Raw genomic sequence first — 21,291 nt, 5'->3', positions numbered from 1 at the left:
GCAAACTTAGTTGCGCCGCCCTTGTCGTTCTCATGCAGTCGGCCTGTCTGCCAGCAATGATTCGTCGCTGGGTGACTCGTTATCTCACAATTGCAAGTGATATGAATGCGGGTTTTTTTATTTTTATTAGTGATCAAATTCAGATAGTTATCCTGTGGATAAGGCAAAAACCCTGTGGATAACTCAAAAATCTAAAAGTTGTGCCTTCCTCGTTTCGTAGGTTCCGGCACCGCGCGGGGGAAGTAAGCCCGCCGTGCCGTCTCGGGGTTTTCGGGGAATATGAGGAACCCGCGCACTAGGTCATGTTGACAAATGGCGGAGCCAGAGGCGGATCGACGTGATATCGATGAAGCCAAGGAAGCTTTCGGCGGTCTTGTCGTAGCGGGTGGCGACACGGCGAGCGTTCTTGAGCTTGTTGAAGCACCGCTCGACAAGGTTCCGCAGCCGGTAGAGCCTGCGATCGACAGCGACACGGAGCCTGCGAGACTTGCGCATCGGGACCACCGGCAGGATGCTACGCGCCTCCATGGTTTTGCGAACCTTGTCGGAGTCATAGCCGCGATCGGCCAGCAGGATGCAAGGCTCCGGCAGGTTGTCGTCCATGACCAGATCAAAGCCCAGGTAGTCCGATGTCTGGCCCGGCGTGATGTCCGACCTCATTGGCAGCCCGGCAGCATTGACGCGCAGGTGGACCTTGGTCGTGAAACCACCTCTTGAACGGCCAAAACCCTGTCTTGGAGTCCCCCTTTTGCGCCCGCTGCCTGATGATGGGCGCGGATCACGGTGCTGTCGATCATCTGGAGCGCATCCGGCACGATCCGACTTTCGTTCAGCGCTTCGAGGATCTGCTCCCACAACCCCGCCAGGGTCCAGCGCCGGAACTGGCGGTAGACACTGGACCACTTCCCGAACTCTTCTGGGAGGTCGCGCCAAGGAGAGCCGGTCCGCGCGATCCAGAAAATCCCATCAAGAACAAGGCGGTGATTTGCGGGCTTGCGCCCGTTCGGGGCGCGCACGGCCAGAATGAAGCGCTCATGAAACGCCCATTCCTCGTCCGACATCAGGTCTCGTGCCAAGCTGGTCTCCATTGCAGGTACCAGCTTGAATCACGATCAGGCCACCCTGTGAATCCCTTTTGTCAACACCACCTAGTTGAAGCTCATGAAGCCATGCGGCAAGTCGCTTCAACTGGCCGGCAGCAGCTTCCACAGCTTTCGCGGGCGGGTCGTTGTTCTTCGCGGTCGAGAATAGCGGGCCATCTTTGGCCTGTTCCACGAACTTAATGAAGCCTTCTGCGATCACCTGCCGGTGCAGGGGTATGTCGCGATAGCCGCCAGCTTTCACGGTTCCGGCCTCTGGCGTGATCCGCATAATCCAGCGGTCGCCCTCTTGGAAAACGTCCTGCTTGCGTAGCTGCGTAATCTCACCGATCCGCGCACCAGAAAAGGCACAGAGGATCGGCGCCCATCGCTTAGCATTGATGGTCGGTTGTCGCTCATGGACATGCCCGTAAACCGAGATAGGCGGCTCATAGGATCGGGACGTTTTCAAGATCGCGGTTGCTTCCTTGTCGGAATAACCGGGGTCGCGGCTGCGCCGGCGTTTGGGGCGGGGCTGCTTCACCGTAGCGGCGGGGTTCTCGGACAGGCGGTCATCGTCCACGGCCCATTCCAGCAGGGACCGGACAGCCGATAGATAGATGCTGGAAACCGTCTTGGCGCCCAGGGTTTCCAGCAGCTTGTCGCGCCACGCCAGCAGGTCTTTCTTGGTGATCTTGCTGGCATCGTCGTGTCCAAGATGAACGCGCAGACTTTCAATGACCGGCTTGCCGCGTTTGCCGCCGTCCTTCATCGAACCGACCACCTGCCGGGCCTTGATGTAGTCGGTCCATAGCTTGCCGATGCTAACCGGCTTAGGCGCCTCTGTAGCAGTCGCTGGCGGCTTCACGATGGGGTCAGCAGGCTTCCCGCCATAATTGCCACGGTCACGCTCTAGGGTGCGTTCCAGCGCCTCGATCTCGGCGCATCAGGCGCTTTGCCAGAGTGATGCGCTCGGCTGAACCAGCCGGGGCAGCAACGCCATGCCGATCAAGGTAAGCGTCTATCTCATGTTCAACCTGATGCGTCTCACCTGCGGTCAGTTCCCGGCGCAGCGCGTCCAGCCTGACCATGCGGGCGTTCTGGTCGAAGTCACGGGCGCCGTTTAGGACATGGACCTCTAGGGCGGCATCCAACATCGCCAGTTCGTCGCGGTGGTCGATGCCGTCTTTCTGGATACGCTTAATGGCGCGGTCGGTCGCGGCCTTGATCTGGTCGGGCGTCGGATACCGGGCGCGGGTCTGTTCGTCCTCGGCCAGCATCTCGGAATAGCGTTGCCAGATCGCGCGGGAAAGTCCTCTGTTGTTATGGGGGATGCCTCGCGCGGTGCGATGCCTGCCTTGCGCTCGGCCTGGGTGATCTGCACTTGCAGGGACGCGACAGCCGAAGCCAGCAGCTTCATGGCGGTCCTGCGATCCGGACCAAGCGGCGCGCGTAGCTCGGTCTTGCCGACGATGGTGCGCAGGTCCTTTGGCACCACCAGCCGGGCGAAGAACCTGCCGTTTCGGTTCAAGAGGTATCGTTGTGCACCAGCCATCACGCGGCCCATTTTGTAACAGGATTCGTGACAGAAGAACGGGCTAAGGATTGGATTTCAAGGTGTTTTCAACGATTGCTGGCGTTCGAGGGCATAGGCTTTGGGGGCATCGAGCCCCCGGCTTTTTTCGCGACCCGGCGCCGCCCTGATGGTTGCGCGGGTTCTATTCGGCCGCGTGGCCAGTCACGACGGTCGCGCCTTCCGAATTCGGCTTCATGCGGAAGCCGCGCTCGAGCTGGTCGAAGGGTGCGACCGGATAGTCGCCCGAGAAACAGGCGTCGCAATATTGCGGGCAGGACTTGTCGCGCCCCTTGGCCTCGCCCGCGGCGCGGTAGAGCCCGTCCAGCGAGACGAAAGCCAGGCTGTCGACGCCGATCCAGTCGCGCATCTCGTCCTCGGACATCTGCGCCGCCAGGAGCTTGTCGCGGTCGGGGGTGTCCACGCCATAGAAGCAGGGCCAGGCGGTCGGCGGGCTGGCGATGCGGAAATGCACCTCGGCCGCGCCGGCGTCCAGGATCATGTCCTTGATCTTGCGCGAGGTCGTGCCGCGCACCACGGAATCGTCGACCAGCACCACGCGCTTGCCCTTGACCAGCGCCCGGTTGACGTTGAGCTTCAGCCGCACGCCCATGTTGCGGATCTGCTCGGTCGGCTCGATGAAGGTCCGGCCCATGTACTGGTTGCGGATGATGCCCATGCCGAAGGGGATGCCGCTTTCATGGGCATAGCCGATGGCGGCGGGGGTGCCCGAGTCGGGCACCGGGCAGACCAGGTCGGCCTCGACCGGGGCCTCGCGCGCCAGTTCCACGCCGATCTGGCGCCGGGTCTCATAGACCGAGCGGCCGCCGATGATCGAATCGGGGCGCGAGAAATAGACGTGTTCGAAGATGCAGAACCGGCCCTTGGACGGGCCGAAGGGGCGCGAGCTTTCGACCTCGCCCTTGGAGATTACCACCATTTCGCCCGGCTCGATCTCGCGGATGAACTCGGCGCCGATGATGTCGAGCGCGCAGGTTTCCGAAGACAGCACGAAGCCGTCGTCGCCGACCTTGCCCAGCACCAGCGGCCGCACGCCCAGGGGGTCGCGCACGCCGATCAGCTTGGTGCGGGTCATGGCGATGACGCTGAAGGCACCCTCGACCCGGCGCAGCGCGTCCTTCATCCGCTCGGGGATGTTGCGCTGGATCGAGCGTGCCATCAGGTGGATGATGCATTCCGAATCCGAGCTGGACTGAAAGATCGAGCCGCGCTCGATCAGTTCGCGCCGCAGCGCCATGGCATTGGTGATATTGCCGTTATGCGCCACCGCGCAGCCGCCCATGGCGAATTCGCCGAAAAACGGCTGCACGTCGCGAATCGCCGTCGCCGCCTTGGTGCCGGCGGTGGAATAGCGCACATGGCCGATGGCCAGCGCGCCGGGCAGCGTCTCCATCAGGCTCTGCTTGGTGAAATTGTCGCGCACATAGCCGAAGCGATGGGCGCTGTTGAAGCCCTGCTCGGCATCGTGGCTGATGATGCCGCCGGCCTCCTGGCCCCGGTGCTGCAGCGCGTGCAGGCCGAGGGCGACGAAATTGGCGGCATCCACGACTCCGATCACGCCGAACACGCCGCATTCTTCGTGCAGGCGGTCGGAATCGAAGGGATGGGCAAGGAATGGCTGCATCATCACCGACTCTTGGGGCTATTCCGGGGGCTGGGCATGGGTGGTCGAGGCCAATCTAGGGTGTCGGGCCGCCGAAGTCACGCCCCGCCGGCAGGACGGGGCGCTTTTTATGTCACGAAAGCGGCATATTTCCTCAGTTCGCCGGCGCAGCACCGGCCGGAGCCGGCGTCGGCGTCGCGGCATCGACCGGCTCGGCGGTCGGGCCGCAGCTGCGCACCAGCTGCTCGTAGCGGCTGACGACCCAGCTCGGCGCGTCCTGCGGGATCTGCTGGTCCATCTGGCCGCGCATCCGCTCGAACACCTGGGCCGAGCGCGAATTTTCCACCATGGCGACCGGCTGCGTGGCCATGACGCGGTCATAGACGATGAAGGCGATGGCGACCAAGAGGATGCCGCGCGCCACGCCGAACAGGAAGCCCATACCCTGGTCGACCCCGCCGAGCGCCGAGCGCTGCACCACCGAGGAGAACAGCGGCGTGATGATCGAGAACAGCACCAGCGCCAGGGCGAAGACCGCGGCAAAGCCGGCGATGGTGGCAAGCTCGCAACTGTCGGCCAGGAATTTGTTCAGCCCGGGGATCTGCGCCACCATGGGCCGGACCGTCGGCGCGAAGATGAAGGCCAGCACCGCCGCGCCGATCCAGCCGAGGATCGCCAGCGATTCGCGCACGAAGCCGCGCGCATAGGCCAGGATCGCCGACAGGATGATGACCGCCGCGACAATGCCGTCGATGAGGGTGAAACCGTCCATTTACACGCCCTTTCGCGGGATTGCCCGCGTTTGGGGGCGAAAGATGCGGCACCGTCAGCCGGCGCCGAATGTCTCGCCCACGAAACTTGTCAGATCCGGGGTGCGGTCGATCCGCATCCCGGCAACGCCCTCGACCTTGGTGGCCGACGGCAGGATCGCCCGTGAAAAACCAAGTTTCTGCGCCTCTTTCAACCTGTTTTCCGCCTGGGAGACCGGCCGCAGCGCGCCCGACAGGCTGATCTCGCCGAAAAGCACCGTGTCCGCGGGCAGGGCGACATCCTCGCGCGCGCTCAGCAGCGCGGCTGCGATGGCCAGGTCTGCGGCGGGCTCGTTGACCCGCATCCCCCCGGCAACGTTCAGGAAAACGTCGAGCCCGGCGAAGGGGATGGCGCAGCGCGCCTCGAGCACCGCGAGGATCGTCGAGACCCGGCCGCCATCGAGCCCGACCACGGTTCGGCGGGGACTCGCCAATGTCGAGGGCGCAACCAGGGCCTGGATCTCGGTCAGCACCGGCCGCGTGCCCTCGATGCCGGCGAAGACCGCCGAGCCTGGGCTGGGCTCGCCACGCTCCGACAGAAACAGCGCCGAGGGGTTCGCGACCTCGGACAGCCCGCCGCCGGTCATCTCGAAGACGCCGATCTCGTCGGCCGGGCCGAAGCGGTTCTTGTGCGCGCGCAGGATGCGGAACTGGTGGCCGCGCTCGCCCTCGAAATACAGCACGGTGTCGACCATGTGCTCGACCACGCGCGGGCCGGCGATCTGGCCCTCCTTGGTGACATGGCCGACCAGGATCACGGCGGTGCCGCGCCGCTTGGCGAAGGTGACGAGTTCATGCGCGCTGGCGCGGACCTGGCCGACCGAGCCCGGCGCCGCCTCGATCTGGTCCGACCATAGCGTCTGGATCGAATCGATCACCGCGACATCGGGCCGCTCGGCGTCGAGCGTGGTCAGGATGTCGCGCAAGGCTGTTTCGGCGCCCAGCCGCACCGGCGCATCGCCCAATCCCAGCCGCTGCGCCCGCATGCGGACCTGGGCGCTCGCCTCCTCGCCCGAGATATAGATCGCGCTCTGCCCCGAACGGGCAAAGGCGCTGGCGGCCTGCAGCAGCAGGGTGGACTTGCCGATGCCGGGATCGCCCCCGACCAGCACGGCCGAGCCCGGCACCAGCCCGCCGCCCAGCACGCGGTCAAGCTCGGCCATGCCCGAGACGGCCCGGGCGGGCGGCGCCTCCTGCGTGTCGAGGCCCGAAAGCGGGATGCTCTTGCCCTTCAGCGTGCCGAGGCCGCGCCCCGGCCCCTGGCTGAGCGGAGCCTCCTCGACGATGGTGTTCCAGGCGCCGCAGGCGTCGCATTTGCCGGACCATTTCCGGTGGCTGGCACCGCAGGCGGTGCAGGTGAAGGCGGTGATCGGTTTGGCCATGCGGGATATGTGGCAGATCGCGGCGACGGATGCCATGGGGCGCCGGAAAGGCTTTCTCTGTTTCTAAAATACCCCTGCGACCGTCGGCTCGGTTGAAAAGATGGGTATTTGAAAAACAGAGAAAGCCGATCAGTTCACGCCCAGACCGGCCCGCATCATGATGCGGCGGACCGGGGCGACGGCGTAAAGCCCGCCGAGGGCTGCGGCGCGCAGGTCGCGCAGGGGACGGGCCGAGATCATGCTGGCGCGGTTCAGCGCGTCGATCCCGATCAGCCGGGCCAGCGCCTCGGGGCGGCGGCGGCGCTCATAGGCGTCGAGCGAGCGGGCGCTGCCGGGATCGTCCGAGGACAGCGCGACCAGGGCGGCGATATCGGCGAGGCTCATGTTCAGCCCCTGGGCGCCGATGGGCGGGACGACATGCGCGGCCTCGGCGATCAGCGCCGTGCGCGGGCCGGTGAATCGGTCGGCGATCTGGCTGATGATCGGCCATTCCGTCAGCCGCGTGGCCTGGGTCAGGTGGCCCAGAACCCCGGCCGAACGGCGGTTCAGCTCGGCCTCGAACGCCGCGCGGGGCAGGGCGCGCAGCCGGGCGGTTTCGGTGCCGCGCTCCATCCAGACCACGGCCGAGCTGGGCCTGCCGTCGCGGTCGGGCAGCGGCACCAGCGTGAAGGGGCCGCCCGAGCGGTGGATCTCGGTCGAGACATTCTCATGCGGGCGCTCGTGGGTGACGGCGAAGGCCAGCGCCTTCTGGCCATAGCGCAGCGTGCGCGTGCCGATGCCGAGCGCCTGGCGCACCGCCGAGTTGCGGCCGTCGGCGCCGATGACCAGCCGGGCGCGCAGCTGGCTGCCGTCGCTCAGCGTGGCCAGGGCCTCGGTATCGCGGGCCAGCAGGCCCGCCGTGCCGGTGCCGGACAGGACGCGGACATTCTGCAACCCGGCCAGCCGGGCCGAGATTTCCCGCTTCAAGAGCCAGTTCGGCAGGTTCCAGCCGAAGGGCTGGTCCGAGATCTCGGCCGCGTCGAAGTCGCGCGTCAGCCGGGCCTGCGCGCGCTTGCCGCCGGCGTCGATGATGCGCATGACCTGCAGGGGCGTGGCATGCGGGGCCAGCCGCTCCCACAGCCCCGCCGCGGACAGGACGGCGATCGAGGGATGCAGGAAGGCGGTGGTGCGCAGGTCGGCGCCCTCGGCCGATTCCTCGGTCACCGGCGGGGCGGGATCGACGCAGGTGACCGCATGGCCGGCGCTGCCGAAGGCCGCCGCCGCGATCAGCCCGGCGATGCCGCCGCCGGAGACCAGGATTTCGGTATCCTCGATGCGCATGGCCCTGCTTTCGGTATCAGAATCCGGCCGCGTAGGCCGCGAGCATGCCATAGACCAGCACGGTCGCGGCCAGGCCGATCATCGCCAGTGCCGGCAGGCCCCAAAGCGCGAATCCCACCACGCAAGCGAGCACCAGCACAAGGGCGAAGCTGAACAGAAATCGGGCGGTCCGCCGTTCGGCAAGTTCGTCGGCGTGGCTGTCGGTCATGGCGCGCTTCCTGGATTCATGTCGGAGGTTGCCACGATCATACCGCGACGCGGTCGCGCGACAAGTCCCGCAGGAAGCCGGTCAGATCCAGCGTGCGGTGCCGGACATGCGGCTCGTCCGGGCGATCCGCCGCCAGCGCATCCGGGCCGTGCCGACCAGAACCGACCAGAATCGTTTGCATTCCCAGCCGGTGGGGCACCAGAAGGTTGCGGGCGTCGTCCTCGAACATGGCGGCCTCGGCCGGGTCGAACCCCTCCGCCGCCAGGACTGCGGCATAAGCGCGCGCATCGGGCTTGGGGTGGAAATCCACGGTATCGACGCCGTGGATCGCGTCGAAGACGGTCAGCCCGCGGTGGTCCAGCACGCGGGCGGCATAGGCGGTGTCGCCGTTCGTATGCACGATCTTGCGGCCGGGCAGGGCGCGGATCAGCGCCGCCAGCTCGGGATCGGGGCTGAGCGCGCTGAAGTCGATGTCGTGGACGTCGCGCAGATAGGCCATGGGCTCGACGCCATGCTCGGCCATCAGCCCGGCCAGCGTGGTGCCGTGCTGGCGCCAGTAATGCTCGCGCAACCGGCTGGCCTCGGCCTCGGCCACGCCCAGCATGCGCATGACATAAGCGGTCATGCGCCGCTCGATCTGCGCGAACAGCCGCACTTCGGGCGCGTAAAGCGTATGGTCCAGATCGAAGATCCAGGTGGTGACATGCCGAAAAACCATGGCCCATGCCTAAACCCACGGCATGGCGCTTGCAATCGGCGCGCCAAGGGGGAATCGTGCGCGGATGAAAGACGCCTATTCCCTGATCCTTTCGGCCATCGACAACGGCAGCTATCGCCCGGGCGACCGGCTGGTCGAATCCGAACTGGCCGAGCGTTTCGGCGTCTCCCGCACCCCGGTGCGCGAGGCGCTGCAGCGGCTGGAGACCCAGTCGATGCTGAAGCGCGACGGCCGCAGCCTGATCGTCGCCACCTTGGACCACAACCAGCTGGCCGAGCTTTACACCGTGCGCGCCGAGCTCGAGGCGCTGGCCGCGCGGCTGGCAGCCCGCCACGCCACGCCCGAAGAAATCCGCGTGCTGGCCGGCATGGTCGAGGACGACCGCAAGATCCTCGGCGATCCGCAGCAGCTGGCGCGCACCAACCGCCGCTTTCACCACCAGCTGCACCTGGCCTCGCACAACCGCTATCTGGTGCAGCAACTGGACTTGGTGCATCGCAGCATGGCGCTGATGGCGCGCACCACGCTGGCCGCCAAGGGCCGCGACGCGATCTCGCTGGAGGAGCATCAGGCCATTGTCGATTCCATCGGGCGGCGCGACGAAAGTGCTGCGGAACAGGCGCTTAGGCACCATATCTCCATGGCTTTCGAGACCCGGCTCAAGGAGGAGGCGCATCTGAGCGGCGAGGACCAGATCTGATGCGCGAGATCCGCGGCCCCGCCGACCTGGACGAGGGCGCGGCGCATCTGATGCGGGTCTGCCCGGTCTGGGCGCGGGAATTGCCGGCGCTGCTGCCGCTGCCGCTGCGGCGCTGGCCCGAGGGCTTCGGTGCCCTGCGCGATGCGGTGCTGGGCCAGCAGATCTCGACCGCCGCCGCCGCGGCCATCGCGGCCCGGATGGCGGCCGCGGGTCTCGACAGCGAGGCGGCGATCGCGGGCGCCGATGACGAGGCGCTGCGTGCCGCCGGCCTGTCGCGGCCCAAGATCCGCACTCTGCGCGGCATCGCCACGGCCGGCGTGGATTGGCCCGGCCTGCGCGCCCTGCCGGACGACGAGGCCGTGGCCCGCCTGACCGCCCTGCCGGGCATCGGCCGCTGGACCGCCGAGATCTACCTGAAATTCGCCCTCGGCCGGCCGGACGTCTTCGCCGCCGGCGACCTTGCCCTGGCCGAGGCGGCGCGGCTGCTCTACGCCCTGCCGGAACGCCCCGGCCCGGCGGCGCTGCTCGTCTTGGCCGAGCCTTGGCGGCCGTGGCGCGCGGTTGCGGCCCGCGCGCTCTGGGCCTATTACCGGGTCGCGAAGGGGCGCGAGGGCGTCCGCTAAGGGGGAAACATGCCGCGCGAGTTGAAATCCGAACGCAAGGGGCCGCAAAAGGCCGATTCCGTGGTGGTGTTCCTGCACGGCTATGGCGCCGATGGCGCCGACCTGCTGGGCCTTGCCGATCCCTTGGCGCCGCATCTGCCCGGGACCGCCTTCTATGCCCCGAACGCGCCCGAGCGCTGCGTCAACAATCCCATGGGTTATCAGTGGTTTCCGATCCCCTGGATGGACGGCTCCAGCGAGGATCAGGCCCGCGCCTCGGCCGCGCAATCCTTCGATGACATCAACGCCTTTCTCGACAAGGTGCTGGCAGATGAGGGCGTGAGCCCCGACCGGCTGGCGCTGGTCGGCTTTTCGCAGGGCACGATGATGGCGCTGGCCGTGGCGCCGCAGCGCGAGCCGGAGCTTGCCGGCGTCGTCGGCTTCTCGGGCCGGCTGATGGAGCCCGAGAAGGCGGGCGAGGCCAGGACCAAGCCGCCGATCCTGCTGTTGCACGGCGACCAGGATCCGGTGGTCCCCTTCGAGAGCATGGGGATTGCCGGCGAGGCGCTGCAGGCCGCGGGTTTCACCGTCTATGGCCATGTCATGAAGGGCACGCCGCATGGCATCTCGCCCGACGGGTTGTCGGTGGCGCTGGCCTTCCTGAAAGAGCGGCTTGCCAAGTCGTGAAGGTTTGAGCGATTTCGCACTTGCGAAACCGGGCGCAGACCCTACCTTCGAATCGAGGAAGACGAGGAGAAGCCGATGACCCTGTTCTGGATGACCGCTATTGCCCTGATCCCGGCTGGCCTGGCGGCCTCGCATCTCCTGGCACCGCAACCGCAGCGCGTGGCCGTGCGCGCCCGGCGCTGAGAGCGTCGCCCTAGTCCCAGATCGCCGGATCGGCGATCTCGATGGAATTCCCGGCCGGGTCGCGGAAATACAGCGACCGGCCACCCTGGGGCCAGATGAAATCGGCCTCGATCCCGATCCCCGCCGCTTCCAGATGCGCGCGCCAGGCGTCCAGGTCGCCGGGGCATGCCGCCATGCAGAAATGCCCCGCGCCGTCGCTGCCATGCGGCGGCACCGGCAGGCGGGCGCCGGCTTTCGGCGGCTGCCGGGTGGCCTCGGCCCGGAACACCAGCAGCACCTGCGCGCCGCAGCGAAAGAACACATGCCGGCCCGGCACGCGGGCGATTTCCGGGAGACCGATCACCCCGGTCCAGAAGCGGGCGGCCGCGTCCAGATCCTCGGCGTAAAGCGCGGATTCCAGCGTGCCGAGCAGGGAAGGCGGTTGCATCATGCCCGCCATCTTGCCAGTAATTTCCCATGGCGGCCAGAGCGGCGCGGAAAAGAGGGGACGGCATGGCGTGGATCTATCTGATCGTTGCGGGGCTGCTGGAGGTGGTCTGGGCCTATGCCATGAAGCAGTCCGAGGGCTTCAGCCGGCCGATCTATACCGCCGTGACCCTGGGCACCATGCTGGTAAGCTTCTGGTTCCTGTCGCTGTCGATGAAGGTGCTGCCGCTGGGCACGGCCTATGTGATCTGGACCGGCATCGGCGCGGTCGGCTCGTTCGTGGCCGGCATCGTCCTGCTGGGCGAATCCAGCGACCCGCTGCGGCTGGTCGCGGCGGTGCTGATCCTGTCGGGGCTGGTGCTGTTGAAGATCGCCTCGCCGCACTAGCCCCTGTCATATCCGCGTCACGGCCCGCGTTTAATTGATGCCCGGGCATATATTCGGGGACTTGTCAGCCCATCGCCGCGATATATAGTCGGGGCCAAAGAAGACGACGAGTTCCGGGCAAGGCGAAACGAGGTGCCGATGCTGGATGACCACGGCGATTTTCGAACGCAGTTCGTGCGGGAACCCTCAAGCCTGCGCCAACATCCCGCATTGGTGCTGAACGCCGATTTCCGACCGCTGAGCTATTACCCCCTGTCGCTCTGGCCCTGGCAGGAGGCGATCAAGGCGGTGTTTCTCGACAGGGTGCAGATCATCGCCGAATATGACGAGGTGGTGCGAAGCCAGAGGCAAAGCATACGCATCCCCTCGGTCGTGGTGCTGAAGGATTTCGTCAAACCCCAGAAGCGCGTGGCATTCACGCGCTTCAATCTTTTTCTGCGGGACGAATTCTGCTGCCAGTATTGCGGCGCCAAGGGCGATCTGACCTTCGACCACGTCATCCCGCGCTCGCGCGGGGGGGTGACCAGCTGGGAAAACGTCGTGGCGGCCTGTTCGCCCTGCAACCTGAAAAAGGCCAACAAGTCGCTGCGCCATTCGGGGCTGAAGCTGCGCCAGCCGCCGCGCCGGCCCAGCCCCGAGGAAATGCATGCCGTCGGCCGGCGCTTTCCGCCGAACCACCTGCATGAAAGCTGGATGGACTATCTTTACTGGGACACGGAACTGCTGGCCGAGTGACGCGCGGACGGCCATTCCGCGCCGGGGTTTTTTCGGCTAAGGGGCGGGCGGCGCGCCATCCGGGCCGCGTCTGACCTTCAAGGGCCGCATTCCATGACCATTTCCTTTCTCGTGACCCATTCCGGCGGCTTTCACGCCGATGAGCTGCTGTCGACGGTGATCCTGGCGCGGCTGTTCCCGGACGCCCGGCTGGTGCGCAGCCGCGACGCGGCCTGGATCACGCCCGCCCCCGACCGGCTCATCTATGACGTCGGCCGGGCCTATGACGCGCAGGCCGGGGTTTTCGACCATCACCAGCGCCCGGCGCCGCTGCGCGAGGATGGCCGGCCGCTCAGCTCCTTCGGGCTGGTCTGGCGGCATTTCGGCCGCGGCTACCTGCGTGCCCTGGCGGTGCCCGAGCCGGATGTCGAGGCGATCCATGCCGATCTCGACGCGGGCTTCGTGCTGCCGATCGACCTGATGGACAATGGCGCGCTGGACCCCTCGACCGCCGGGCCGCTGCTGGCCGACCTGACCCTGCCGATGCTCTTGGAAAGCCTGAAGCCGGTCTTTGACGATCCCGACCCACAGGCCGAGACCCAGGCCTTTGCCGACGCGCAAGCCATCGCGCAGGCCTTCATCGAGGCCAGCATCCGCCGCAAGGCCGCCAAGGCCCGGGCCGAGGCCGTCGTGCTGCGCGCCATCGCCGCCGCCGGCACCGCGCGGGTGCTGGAACTGCCGCAGGGCATGCCGTTTCGCGCCGCCATCGAGAAGGCGGGCGCCGATCACCTGCTGTTCGTCATCCACCCGCGCGAGCGCGACTGGGCGCTGACCGGGATCCGCAAGGCCGAGGACGGCTTCGCGCAGCGTGCCGACCTGCCCGAGGCCTGGGCCGGGCTGACCGATGCGGCGCTGGAAGCCGCCTCGGGCGTGCCGGGCGCGCGCTTCTGCCACAACGGCCGCTTCATCGCCGTGGCCGAGACGCGCGAGGCCATTCTCGAGATGGCCCGCATCGCCGTGCGCGAGGCCGAGGCGCCCTAGGCGGCGGCGTGGGGCAGCACCCAGATGCCGCTGTCCGGCACGGCGTTCACCCGCAGCCGGCAGCCATAGGCCCGCGACAGCAGCTCGTCGGTCAGCACCTCGGCCGCGGGACCCTGATGCAGCACGCGCCCGCCGCTCATCAGCAGCAGGTTTTGCGCGAAAAGCGCGGTCAGGTTCAGGTCGTGCAGCACCGCGACCACGCCGCCGCCGCGCCTGGCGTAATCGGCGGCAAGCCGCATCACCACCAGCTGATGCGCGATGTCGAGGCTGCTGACCGGCTCGTCCAGCAGCAGCCAGCGCGGCCCGGCCTCATCGACCGGCTGCCAGACCTGCGCCAGCACCCGGGCCAACTGCACCCGCTGTTGCTCGCCACCCGACAGTTCCTGATAGAGCCGGCCCGAGAAACCGGGCAGGTCCACCGCAGCCAGCGCGGCCGGGACCAGCGCCTCGGCCCGCTCGCCGCGCGCTTCCAACCCGATGCGGACCACCTCGGCCACGGTAAAGGGAAAGGACAGCGCCGCCGCCTGCGGCAGCACCGCCCGGCGCCGAGCCTGTTCCTCGGGCGGCATGGCGGCAAGGTCGCGATCACCCAGGCTGATCCGGCCCTTGCAGGCCAGCTCGCCGGTCAGGCAGCGCATCAGCGTGGTCTTGCCCGAGCCATTCGGGCCGACGATGGCCGTGACCTCGCCGGCGCGGGCGGTCAGGTCGACGCCGTGCAGCACCGGCTTTCGGCCCAGGCTGACGCTGATGTCGCGGGCAATCAGGCTCACAGGTCCAGCACTCCGCGATTGCGCAACAGGATCCACAGGAAGAACGGCCCGCCCATGATGGCGGTGACGATGCCGATGGGCAGCTCGGCCGGCGCGACCACTGTGCGGCTGACCATGTCGGCGCCCAGCAGCATGATCGCCCCCAGGAGCGCCGAGTTGACCAGCAGCCAGCGGTGGTCCGGCCCGCTGATCAGCCGCAACAGATGCGGCACCACGATGCCGACGAAGCCGATCCCGCCCGAGACCGCGACCGCGGCGCCGGTGGCGCCGGCGACGGTCAGGATGGCGAGGTTCTTGACCCGCTGCACGCGGATGCCGACATGGCCGGCGGCGGCCTCGCCCAGGGCCAGCGCGTTCAGGCCGCGCGCCAGCGTGGGCGCAAAGACCAGCGCCAGCATCATGATCGGCGCCCCGGCGATCAGCTTGGGCCAGTTCGCCCCGGCCAGCGAGCCCAGGCCCCAGAAGGTCAGGTCGCGCAGCTCGGCATCGGTGGCGCGGAACACCAGAAGCCCCGAAAACGCCCCCATGATCGCCCCGAGCGCGATCCCGGCCAGCAGCATGGTCGCGACCGAGGTGCGGCCGCGCCGCGTGGCGATGCGGTACAGCAGCAGCGTCGTGACCCAGCCGCCGAAAAAGGCCGCGACCGGCACCAGATACCAGCCGAACAGCGCCGCGATCCCGGCGGGCAGTGCCGCGCCCAGCACGATGGCGCAGATCGCCGCCAGCGAGGCGCCGGCGCTGACGCCGACGATGCCCGGATCGGCCAGCGGGTTGCGGAACAGCCCCTGCATCACCGCGCCCGAGACCGCGAGCGAGGCGCCGACGACCATGCCCATCAGCACCCGCGGCAGGCGGATGTCCATCAGCACCACCCGGTCCTGCACCGCCAGCTCGCGCCCGGCCAGCCAGTCCGACACCGCCCGCGTAAGCGAGGTGCCCGAAGCGCCCCAGCCCAGCGAGACCAGCGCCACCGCCACCAGCAGCACCGCCAGCGCCAGGCACAGCCGGCGGGCGCGCGGGCCGCGGTCGCCCTCGATGCGCGCGCCTTCGGGGTGCAAGGCCACCATCACGACCCGGTATAGATCAGGTCGTGCAGCTCGACCGCGGCCTCGCCGGTGCGCGGGCCAAAGCCGAGCAGTTTCAGCCCGTCCATCATCACCAGCGCGCCGTCGCGGCCGGCCGGGGTCTGGGCCAGCGCCGGCATGGCCAGCGCCGCCTCCCTGGCCGCCGCGTGGCTGTTGCCGCCATTGGCCTCTGCATCGGCCTTGTCGTCGCCGCGCCGCATCATCAGGATCACGTCCGGCGCCGCCTGGATCACCGCCTCGTCGGTCAGAGGCTTGTAGCCCTGGATCTGCGCCATGGCGTTTTCCGCGCCGGCCAGCCGGATGATGCCGTCGGCGGCGGTGCCGGTGCCGCCCGCCATCACGCGGCCGCCTTGCAGGGACAGCACGAACAGCACCTTCTTCGGCGTGCCGACGGTGGCCGATCGTTCTGCCGCCGCCTTCAGGTCGGCCGCCAGCTTCTCATGCAGCGCGCGGCCCTTTTCGGCGACGCCCAGGGCGCCGGCGACCGCGTCGACCTTTTTCAGCACCCCCTCGGCGTCATAGCTCTCGTCCACCGTGACATAGGGCACGCCCGCGGCCTTCAGCACCGAAACCGCCTCGGGCGGGCCGGCGCCATCCTCGGCGATGATCAGGTCGGGCGAGACCGACAGCACCCCCTCCGGCGCCAGCGCCCGCACATAGCCGACATCGGGCAGGGCATTCGCCTCGGGCGGCCAGTTCGAGGTGGTGTCGCGCCCGACCAGCCGGTCCTGTTCACCCAAGGCATAGACGATCTCGGTGACCGAACCGCCCAGCGGCAGCACGCGCCTGGCCTCGGGCCAGGATTGCGCATGGGCGGTCCCGGCTAGCAGCAGCGCGAGCAGCGCCAGCCGCCTCATGCCGCGGCCTCGGCCAGCGCCGGCAGGCCCCCGACCAGCGCCGCCCATTGCGCTGCGTCGCCGCCCTTTTCGGGCCGCAGCCCGAAGCATTGGAAGATCAGCGCCCCCTCGGCGTCGAAGGCCTCGACCGAGAGCGCCGGGCCGCGCTTGGTCGGCTTTTCCACCGCCCAGACCTCGGCCACATGGTCGCCGCGCAGGTGCAGGTTGAAGCGCGGGTCCATCACGTTCAGCCAGGGCCCCATCGGCCGCAGCGTCTCGAACCGACCCGAATGGATCTCGATGCAGCCCTGGTTGCCGACGAACATCATCACGCCGCAGCCCTCGGCCTGCACGCGCTCGATCAGCGCCGGCACCGCCTCGACCGAAAGCGGCCGCACGAAGGGCGCGCCGATGCTACGATAGGCACCCAGCCGGTTCATCTTCAGCCGGCGGATCAGAATGTTGAACTGATGCGTGTCGGTCATCTCGGACCACTCGCGGCGCAGCGCCTCGACCCGCTCGGGCGCGGCCTTGGCCGGCTCGACCGGCGCGCGCGCGGCCAGTTCGATGCTGTCGGACTGCTCCGGCAGCGCCAGCGCCCGCTTCAGCGCGGCCCAGGCGCCCAGGTCCGAGCCCTCGCGCAGGTGGATCTTGTGGATCGCGTCGCCGGCCGCGTCGAAGACCTGGATCGAGCGGCGGATGCCGGCATCGCCCGCCTTCTCGACGGCAAAGCCATGCAGCCAATGGCGCGGGAACATGCGCAGGTCGATCTCGTGGTCCACCGTCATCGCGGCATGTTCGCCGTCGTGGAAGTCGTTGTAGGTGCCGAGCTTCTCGATCACGCAGGACCGGTTGCGGGTCAGGGCCATGACCTCGCCCAGGGCCTGCACCATCGGGATCAGCCGGCCGGGCGTGGCGTCGATGCGGGTGGTGCCGCGCCCGGTCTCGGCCGCGACCAGCGCCGCTTCGGGCACGCCCAGGCGCTCGGCCAGGTCGAAGGGGCGGCCCGCGTCCTCGGCCGCCAGGCGGCGCAGGTCTTCGGGGGAATATGGGCTCATGCTCGGGCCTTTCACTGGATTGCTCCCGGGCCGGCGCCCGGGATGATCGGCAGGGAATCATTGACAGATTTACTAGGATTAATTTACCCAGCGCAAGATGCCAGCCCCGTGGCCAGCCGTAACTTTCCTGACAAGACCACGGGGACATGATGCCACGCCACCTGTTTCTGGGCGCGCTGCTTGCCGGCTCGACCTGCCTGACCACCCTGACGCTCGCCGGCCCGACCTGGGCGCAGGACGCCGCGCCGCAAACCTTCGTGCTGGACCAGCTGGTGCTGCGCGCCGGCAGGCCCAAGGTCGCCTCCGAGGTGCCGCAATCCGTCTCGGTCGTGGACGGCCAGCAGCTCGACGACATCGAGGCGACCCATATCGGCGAGGTGCTCTCGACCGTGCCGGGCGTCGCCGGCGTCGGCTCGGGCAGCTTCTTCGGCCAGGGCTTCAACATCCGCGGCTTCGGCTCCTCCAGCGCCGCCGCCTCCGAGGCCGGCATCGTCCAGCTGATCGACGGCGAAAAGAAATACTACGAATCCTATCGCCAAGGCGCGCTGTTCGTCGAACCGGATTTCCTGCGCCAGGTCGAGGTGCTGCGCGGTCCCGGCTCCTCCACGCTCTACGGCTCGGGCGCGCTCGGCGGCGTGATCGCCATGGAGACGATCGAGGCCAGCGACCTGATCGCCCCCGGCAAGAATTTTGGCGGCAAGGCCAAGCTCGGCTATGCCTCGAACCCGGACACCGTGCTGGGCAGCATAGCGCTCGGCTGGCGCCCGGCCGAGGATTTCGAGGCCCTGGCCGCCTTCGCCTGGCGCAAGCTGGGCGACACCAAGGACGCCGACGGCAACACCACGGTGCGCGCGAATTCCAGGACGCCCAACCTGCTGCTGAAGGCGAAAAAGACCTTCGGCGACCAATATGTCGCCTTCTCTTACCAGCATCTCGAGGCCAAGGGCGAGGATCAGGATTTCGACCAGATCAACGGGTCGCAAAAGGATATGTTCTATCCGGGCTTTTCCTGGGGCGTGGGCGACATCACCACCCGCGACCAGACCGCGCGGCTGATCTGGGGCTGGAACCCGCAGGACAACCGCTATGTCGATCTGACCGCGACGCTGTCCTATACCAGCACCATGAAGGACGTGCAGCAGGGCGACGACCCGGACGAGCCGATCATGGACAGCTTCCTCGGTCGGCGCGATTACCGGCTATGGAAGTTCAGGCTGCAGAACGTCGCCGACCTCTCGGGGGCAGGCTTTGACCATCACCTGACCACCGGGGCCGAGATTTCGCGGCAGGACCGTTCCTCGCGCGTGGCCGCGGCCTCGCACCCCGAGGGGATTACCCGGTTCTGGTCCGCCTTCGCGCTGTCCGAGGTGACTTGGGGCGATCTGACGGTGAACACCGGCCTGCGCTATGACAGGCAGCGCATCGAGCCGAAAAGTTCCGTCACCGCCACGGACGACCGCTACAGTTCCGATTCCTTCGAACCGCAGATCGCGGCGATCTATCGGCTGGACGACAACTGGTCGGTCTTCGGCTCGGTCGCGCTGGTGAACCGCATGCCGACGGCGGACGAGTTGTTCGACACCTATATGGGCGGCGCGCCTTCGCCCGACCTCAAGGACGAGAAGGGCAAGAACATCGAGGCCGGCATCTCCTATAGTGGTTCGGGCATTTTCGCTGCCGGCGACGAGGCGGTGCTGAAGCTCACGCTGTTCCGCAACCATATCGACGACATGATCATGCGCACCAACGCGCCGGCGCCGACGCCGGCCTATGTCAACATCGACCGCGCCTATCTGCGGGGCGGCGAGATCGAGGCCAGTTATTCCATCGCGGCCTGGGAACTGGGCGCCGCGGTTTCGGTGGTGAATGGCGAGGACCAGGACGGCGCCGATCTCGACACGCTGCCGAACAACCGCGTGACGCTTTCGGCGATCTGGCAGGCCAGCGACGCCTGGCGCATCGGCCTGCGCAGCACGCTCGCCGCGGGCCGCGACAAGCCGGACGGGGATCGCCGCGCGGGCTATGGCGTGCACGACATCTTCGCGACCTGGAAACCGCAGGGCGGCCAGCTCGAAGGCATCGAGGTCCACATGGGCGTCGACAACGTCACCGACCGGGACTATACGCCCGCGACCTGGCTCACCGGCCCGGCGCCCGGCCGCAACTTCAAGCTCTCGGTCTCGCGCAGCTTCTAGGGGTCCGCCAGCCCCGAACGACCGACTGCCAGCCCCACCCGGCTGGCCGTTCCCTTTTCTCTGCGCGAAACCCCGCCGCTTCTTTGCTCCCCAAATACCCAATTCAGCCAGGCCGCCACCCGCGATGCGCCTGCCGCTTCACCGTTTCCCACTCGAAACCGCAAGGCTGCCGTCAGCGCGCCAGCCCGGCATAGACCCCGCCCCGGGCAATCAGCCCCTCATGCGGCCCGGTCTCGACGATGCGGCCGCCCGCCATCACGACGATGCGGTCGGCGTGGCGGATGGTGCCCAGCCGGTGCGCGATGACGAGCGTGGTGCGCCCGACGGCCAGCGCATCCAGCGCCGCCTGGATCTCGCGCTCGGTCTGGCTGTCCAGCGCCGAGGTCGCCTCGTCCAGGATCAGGATCGGCGGGTTCTTCAGAAACGCCCGCGCGATCGCCACCCGCTGCTTCTGCCCGCCCGACAGCATCACGCCGCGCTCGCCCACGACGGTGTCCAGTCCCTCGGGCAGGGTCTCGATCATCGGGCCCAGCTGGGCCTGGCGCGCCGCCGCCAGGATCTCGGCATCCGTGGCGCCCAGCCGGCCATAGGCGATGTTCTCGCGCAACGTGCCGCCGAACAGGAACACGTCCTGGCTGACCAGCCCGATCTGGCGGCGCAGGCTGTGCAGCTGCATCCGGTCCAGCGCGATCCCGTCCACGGTGATCCGCCCGGCGGTCGGCTCATAGAAGCGCGGAAGCAGCGCCAGCAGCGTGGTCTTTCCTGCGCCCGAGGGGCCGACGAAGGCCACCGTCTCGCCGGCGCGGATGTCGAGGTCGATCCCCTGCAGGATCGGCCGGGTCGCGTCATAGGCGAAGCTCACGCCCTCGAAACGGATGTCGCCCTTCAGCGCCGGCGCCGGGATGGCGCCCGGCGCATCGGCGATCTCGGGCTCGGTCGCCAGCAACTCCTGATAGCGGCGGAAGCCGGCGATGCCGCGCGGATAGGTCTCGATCACCGCGGCGATCTTTTCCAGCGGGCGATAGAAGACGCCGACCAGCACCAGGAAGCCGACGAAGCCGCCGGTCGTCAGCGAGCCCCGCAGCACGAACCAGGCGCCGACCACCATGACTACGACCTGCACCAGCCGCAGCCCCATGTATTGCAGGGCCGAGACCGTGGCCATGACCTTATAGGCCTCCAGCTTCGTCGCGCGGTAATTCCGGTTGTCGCTGGCGAACAATTCGCTCTCGTGGCGTTCGTTGCCAAAGGCCTGGACGACGCGGACGCCGCCCAGGGCCTCTTCCAGCCGGACGTTGAAATCGCCGACGCGGGAATAGATCGCGCGCCAGGTCTGGGTCATCTTGCCGCCATAGATCACGATCAGCGCCAGCATCGCCGGCACCACCAGCGCCACGATGAAGGCCAGCTGCGGATGGATCCAGAACATCAGCACGAAGGCGCCGACGAAGGTCATGATCGCGATGATCGCATCCTCGGGGCCGTGATGGGCGACCTCGCCGATCTCTTCCAGGTCGCGGGTGACGCGGGCGACCAGCTTGCCGGTGCGGGCGCGGTCGTACCAGCGCCACGACAGCCGCGTCAGATGGTCGAAGGCGCGGGCGCGCATCTCGGTCTCGATATTGATGCCCAGCTTGTGGCCCCAATAGACCACCACCGCCATCAGCCCCGAATTCACCAGATAGAGCAGCAGCAGGCCCACGGCGGCGGCCATGGTCAGCGTCCAGTTGCCCTGCGGCAGCAGGTGGTCGATGAAGCCGGTGATCGCCAGCGGAAAGGCCAGCTCCAGCAGGCCCGAAACGACGGCGCAGCCGAAATCCAGCCAGAAAAGCCCCATCCAGGGCCGGTAATAGGCGAAGAACGCGCGCAGCATGGCCATCCCTTCCACTTCCCT

The 21,291-nt window shown here is 67.9% G+C and carries 21 protein-coding genes and 2 pseudogenes; 7 read left to right on the top strand and 16 right to left on the bottom strand.

Annotated features, from left to right (window positions below; translation table 11 throughout):
- Positions 1-300: 300 nt before the first annotated feature.
- The 10 genes and pseudogenes from ASV56_RS22775 to ASV56_RS12365 all read right to left on the bottom strand — a co-directional run bounded on the left by ASV56_RS22775 (position 301) and on the right by ASV56_RS12365 (position 8,713).
- A pseudogene (locus tag ASV56_RS22775) lies at positions 301-1,061 on the bottom strand (IS5 family transposase).
- Positions 1,033-1,947 (bottom strand): site-specific integrase, encoded by a 915-nt coding sequence (locus ASV56_RS23590; protein ID WP_216635389.1) that lies wholly within the window; start codon positions 1,945-1,947, stop codon positions 1,033-1,035. Before ASV56_RS23590 ends, ASV56_RS22775 begins: the two are co-directional and overlap by 29 nt.
- A gap of 37 nt (positions 1,948-1,984) precedes the next feature.
- Positions 1,985-2,359, bottom strand: coding sequence for a hypothetical protein (locus ASV56_RS12395; RefSeq protein ID WP_062562405.1), 375 nt, complete (start codon positions 2,357-2,359; stop codon positions 1,985-1,987).
- Between the two features lie 95 nt (positions 2,360-2,454).
- Positions 2,455-2,634: pseudogene (locus ASV56_RS24900) on the bottom strand (DUF6538 domain-containing protein); the annotation flags it as partial.
- Between the two features lie 163 nt (positions 2,635-2,797).
- Complete coding sequence (gene purF, locus ASV56_RS12390) at positions 2,798-4,297, bottom strand: amidophosphoribosyltransferase (RefSeq protein ID WP_085999874.1); 1,500 nt, start codon at positions 4,295-4,297, stop codon at positions 2,798-2,800.
- Positions 4,298-4,430: 133 nt separating this feature from the next.
- Positions 4,431-5,048: a CvpA family protein gene (locus tag ASV56_RS12385; RefSeq protein ID WP_062562404.1), complete on the bottom strand. Its 618-nt coding sequence runs from the start codon at positions 5,046-5,048 to the stop codon at positions 4,431-4,433.
- A gap of 54 nt (positions 5,049-5,102) precedes the next feature.
- Positions 5,103-6,467 carry a DNA repair protein RadA gene (gene radA / locus ASV56_RS12380; RefSeq protein ID WP_062562403.1) on the bottom strand — a complete coding sequence of 455 codons (1,365 nt, stop codon included), beginning with the start codon at positions 6,465-6,467 and terminating at the stop codon, positions 5,103-5,105.
- 129 nt (positions 6,468-6,596) lie between these two features.
- Positions 6,597-7,787 (bottom strand): UbiH/UbiF family hydroxylase, encoded by a 1,191-nt coding sequence (locus ASV56_RS12375; RefSeq protein ID WP_062562402.1) that lies wholly within the window; start codon positions 7,785-7,787, stop codon positions 6,597-6,599.
- A 16-nt stretch (positions 7,788-7,803) separates the two neighbouring features.
- Positions 7,804-7,995 (bottom strand): hypothetical protein, encoded by a 192-nt coding sequence (locus ASV56_RS12370; RefSeq protein ID WP_062562401.1) that lies wholly within the window; start codon positions 7,993-7,995, stop codon positions 7,804-7,806.
- 37 nt (positions 7,996-8,032) lie between these two features.
- Entirely contained in the window at positions 8,033-8,713 is a 681-nt protein-coding gene (locus tag ASV56_RS12365; protein WP_062562400.1) for a pyrimidine 5'-nucleotidase, read from the bottom strand.
- A gap of 64 nt (positions 8,714-8,777) precedes the next feature.
- Between ASV56_RS12365 and ASV56_RS12360 the strand changes: the two genes are divergently transcribed.
- From ASV56_RS12360 to ASV56_RS12350, 3 genes are read left to right on the top strand one after another with little or no spacing between them, the layout of a single operon-like run.
- Positions 8,778-9,413, top strand: a complete 636-nt coding sequence (locus ASV56_RS12360) for a GntR family transcriptional regulator (RefSeq protein WP_062562399.1) — start codon at positions 8,778-8,780, stop codon at positions 9,411-9,413.
- Positions 9,413-10,036, top strand: a complete 624-nt coding sequence (locus ASV56_RS12355; RefSeq protein ID WP_062562398.1) for a DNA-3-methyladenine glycosylase family protein — start codon at positions 9,413-9,415, stop codon at positions 10,034-10,036. The genes ASV56_RS12360 and ASV56_RS12355 overlap by 1 nt, the downstream gene beginning before the upstream one ends.
- Positions 10,037-10,045: 9 nt before the next feature.
- Entirely contained in the window at positions 10,046-10,702 is a 657-nt protein-coding gene (locus ASV56_RS12350) for an alpha/beta hydrolase (protein WP_062562397.1), read from the top strand.
- A gap of 193 nt (positions 10,703-10,895) precedes the next feature.
- Here the strand turns inward: ASV56_RS12350 and ASV56_RS12345 are convergent, their stop codons facing one another.
- Entirely contained in the window at positions 10,896-11,315 is a 420-nt protein-coding gene (locus ASV56_RS12345) for a VOC family protein (protein ID WP_156429153.1), read from the bottom strand.
- Positions 11,316-11,377: 62 nt separating this feature from the next.
- On the opposite strand from ASV56_RS12345, the gene ASV56_RS12340 reads away from it, so the two are divergent.
- The 3 genes from ASV56_RS12340 to ASV56_RS12330 all read left to right on the top strand — a co-directional run bounded on the left by ASV56_RS12340 (position 11,378) and on the right by ASV56_RS12330 (position 13,453).
- Positions 11,378-11,698, top strand: a complete 321-nt coding sequence (locus ASV56_RS12340; RefSeq protein ID WP_062562396.1) for a DMT family transporter — start codon at positions 11,378-11,380, stop codon at positions 11,696-11,698.
- Positions 11,699-11,836: 138 nt separating this feature from the next.
- Entirely contained in the window at positions 11,837-12,433 is a 597-nt protein-coding gene (locus tag ASV56_RS12335) for an HNH endonuclease (protein WP_062562395.1), read from the top strand.
- Between the two features lie 93 nt (positions 12,434-12,526).
- Complete coding sequence (locus ASV56_RS12330; RefSeq protein ID WP_062562394.1) at positions 12,527-13,453, top strand: MYG1 family protein; 927 nt, start codon at positions 12,527-12,529, stop codon at positions 13,451-13,453.
- On the opposite strand, the gene ASV56_RS12325 is transcribed toward ASV56_RS12330, so the two are convergent.
- The 4 genes from ASV56_RS12325 to ASV56_RS12310 are packed head-to-tail and all read right to left on the bottom strand — an operon-like array spanning position 13,450 to position 17,202.
- Positions 13,450-14,223, bottom strand: coding sequence for a heme ABC transporter ATP-binding protein (locus tag ASV56_RS12325; protein WP_062562393.1), 774 nt, complete (start codon positions 14,221-14,223; stop codon positions 13,450-13,452). The two genes, ASV56_RS12330 and ASV56_RS12325, sit on opposite strands and share 4 nt — an antisense overlap.
- On the bottom strand, positions 14,220-15,290 hold the full coding sequence (locus ASV56_RS12320) for a FecCD family ABC transporter permease (RefSeq protein WP_062562392.1): 1,071 nt from the start codon (positions 15,288-15,290) through the stop codon (positions 14,220-14,222). Before ASV56_RS12320 ends, ASV56_RS12325 begins: the two co-directional genes overlap by 4 nt.
- Positions 15,290-16,165 (bottom strand): heme/hemin ABC transporter substrate-binding protein, encoded by an 876-nt coding sequence (locus ASV56_RS12315; RefSeq protein ID WP_062562391.1) that lies wholly within the window; start codon positions 16,163-16,165, stop codon positions 15,290-15,292. Before ASV56_RS12315 ends, ASV56_RS12320 begins: the two co-directional genes overlap by 1 nt.
- On the bottom strand, positions 16,162-17,202 hold the full coding sequence (locus ASV56_RS12310; protein ID WP_062562390.1) for a hemin-degrading factor: 1,041 nt from the start codon (positions 17,200-17,202) through the stop codon (positions 16,162-16,164). Before ASV56_RS12310 ends, ASV56_RS12315 begins: the two co-directional genes overlap by 4 nt.
- A gap of 149 nt (positions 17,203-17,351) precedes the next feature.
- Between ASV56_RS12310 and ASV56_RS12305 the strand changes: the two genes are divergently transcribed.
- Positions 17,352-19,397 (top strand): TonB-dependent receptor domain-containing protein, encoded by a 2,046-nt coding sequence (locus ASV56_RS12305; RefSeq protein WP_062563299.1) that lies wholly within the window; start codon positions 17,352-17,354, stop codon positions 19,395-19,397.
- A 172-nt stretch (positions 19,398-19,569) separates the two neighbouring features.
- Here the strand turns inward: ASV56_RS12305 and ASV56_RS12300 are convergent, their stop codons facing one another.
- A complete protein-coding gene (locus tag ASV56_RS12300) occupies positions 19,570-21,270 on the bottom strand; it encodes an ABC transporter ATP-binding protein (RefSeq protein ID WP_062563298.1) in 1,701 nt (566 codons plus the stop codon).
- Positions 21,271-21,291: the final 21 nt, after the last annotated feature.

The organism is Paracoccus aminovorans (assembly GCF_001546115.1).
GTDB classification, from domain to species: domain Bacteria; phylum Pseudomonadota; class Alphaproteobacteria; order Rhodobacterales; family Rhodobacteraceae; genus Paracoccus; species Paracoccus aminovorans_B.
The sequence above is the reverse complement of the archived record's forward strand: the minus strand, read 5'-3'. Positions and strand labels throughout refer to the sequence as shown.

Coding starts and splice junctions, on each gene's coding strand:
- ASV56_RS12340 (WP_062562396.1), top strand. CDS start 11,378: ATGGCGTGGATCTATCTGATCGTTGCGGGGCTGCTGGAGGTGGTCTGG.
- ASV56_RS12335 (WP_062562395.1), top strand. CDS start 11,837: ATGCTGGATGACCACGGCGATTTTCGAACGCAGTTCGTGCGGGAACCC.
- ASV56_RS12385 (WP_062562404.1), bottom strand. CDS start 5,048: ATGGACGGTTTCACCCTCATCGACGGCATTGTCGCGGCGGTCATCATC.
- ASV56_RS12345 (WP_156429153.1), bottom strand. CDS start 11,315: ATGATGCAACCGCCTTCCCTGCTCGGCACGCTGGAATCCGCGCTTTAC.
- ASV56_RS12365 (WP_062562400.1), bottom strand. CDS start 8,713: ATGGTTTTTCGGCATGTCACCACCTGGATCTTCGATCTGGACCATACG.
- purF (WP_085999874.1), bottom strand. CDS start 4,297: ATGCAGCCATTCCTTGCCCATCCCTTCGATTCCGACCGCCTGCACGAA.
- ASV56_RS12350 (WP_062562397.1), top strand. CDS start 10,046: ATGCCGCGCGAGTTGAAATCCGAACGCAAGGGGCCGCAAAAGGCCGAT.
- ASV56_RS12375 (WP_062562402.1), bottom strand. CDS start 7,787: ATGCGCATCGAGGATACCGAAATCCTGGTCTCCGGCGGCGGCATCGCC.
- ASV56_RS12370 (WP_062562401.1), bottom strand. CDS start 7,995: ATGACCGACAGCCACGCCGACGAACTTGCCGAACGGCGGACCGCCCGA.
- ASV56_RS12360 (WP_062562399.1), top strand. CDS start 8,778: ATGAAAGACGCCTATTCCCTGATCCTTTCGGCCATCGACAACGGCAGC.
- ASV56_RS12315 (WP_062562391.1), bottom strand. CDS start 16,165: ATGAGGCGGCTGGCGCTGCTCGCGCTGCTGCTAGCCGGGACCGCCCAT.
- radA (WP_062562403.1), bottom strand. CDS start 6,467: ATGGCCAAACCGATCACCGCCTTCACCTGCACCGCCTGCGGTGCCAGC.
- ASV56_RS12355 (WP_062562398.1), top strand. CDS start 9,413: ATGCGCGAGATCCGCGGCCCCGCCGACCTGGACGAGGGCGCGGCGCAT.
- ASV56_RS12330 (WP_062562394.1), top strand. CDS start 12,527: ATGACCATTTCCTTTCTCGTGACCCATTCCGGCGGCTTTCACGCCGAT.
- ASV56_RS12310 (WP_062562390.1), bottom strand. CDS start 17,202: ATGAGCCCATATTCCCCCGAAGACCTGCGCCGCCTGGCGGCCGAGGAC.
- ASV56_RS12305 (WP_062563299.1), top strand. CDS start 17,352: ATGCCACGCCACCTGTTTCTGGGCGCGCTGCTTGCCGGCTCGACCTGC.
- ASV56_RS12320 (WP_062562392.1), bottom strand. CDS start 15,290: ATGGTGGCCTTGCACCCCGAAGGCGCGCGCATCGAGGGCGACCGCGGC.
- ASV56_RS12300 (WP_062563298.1), bottom strand. CDS start 21,270: ATGCTGCGCGCGTTCTTCGCCTATTACCGGCCCTGGATGGGGCTTTTC.
- ASV56_RS12395 (WP_062562405.1), bottom strand. CDS start 2,359: ATGCTGGCCGAGGACGAACAGACCCGCGCCCGGTATCCGACGCCCGAC.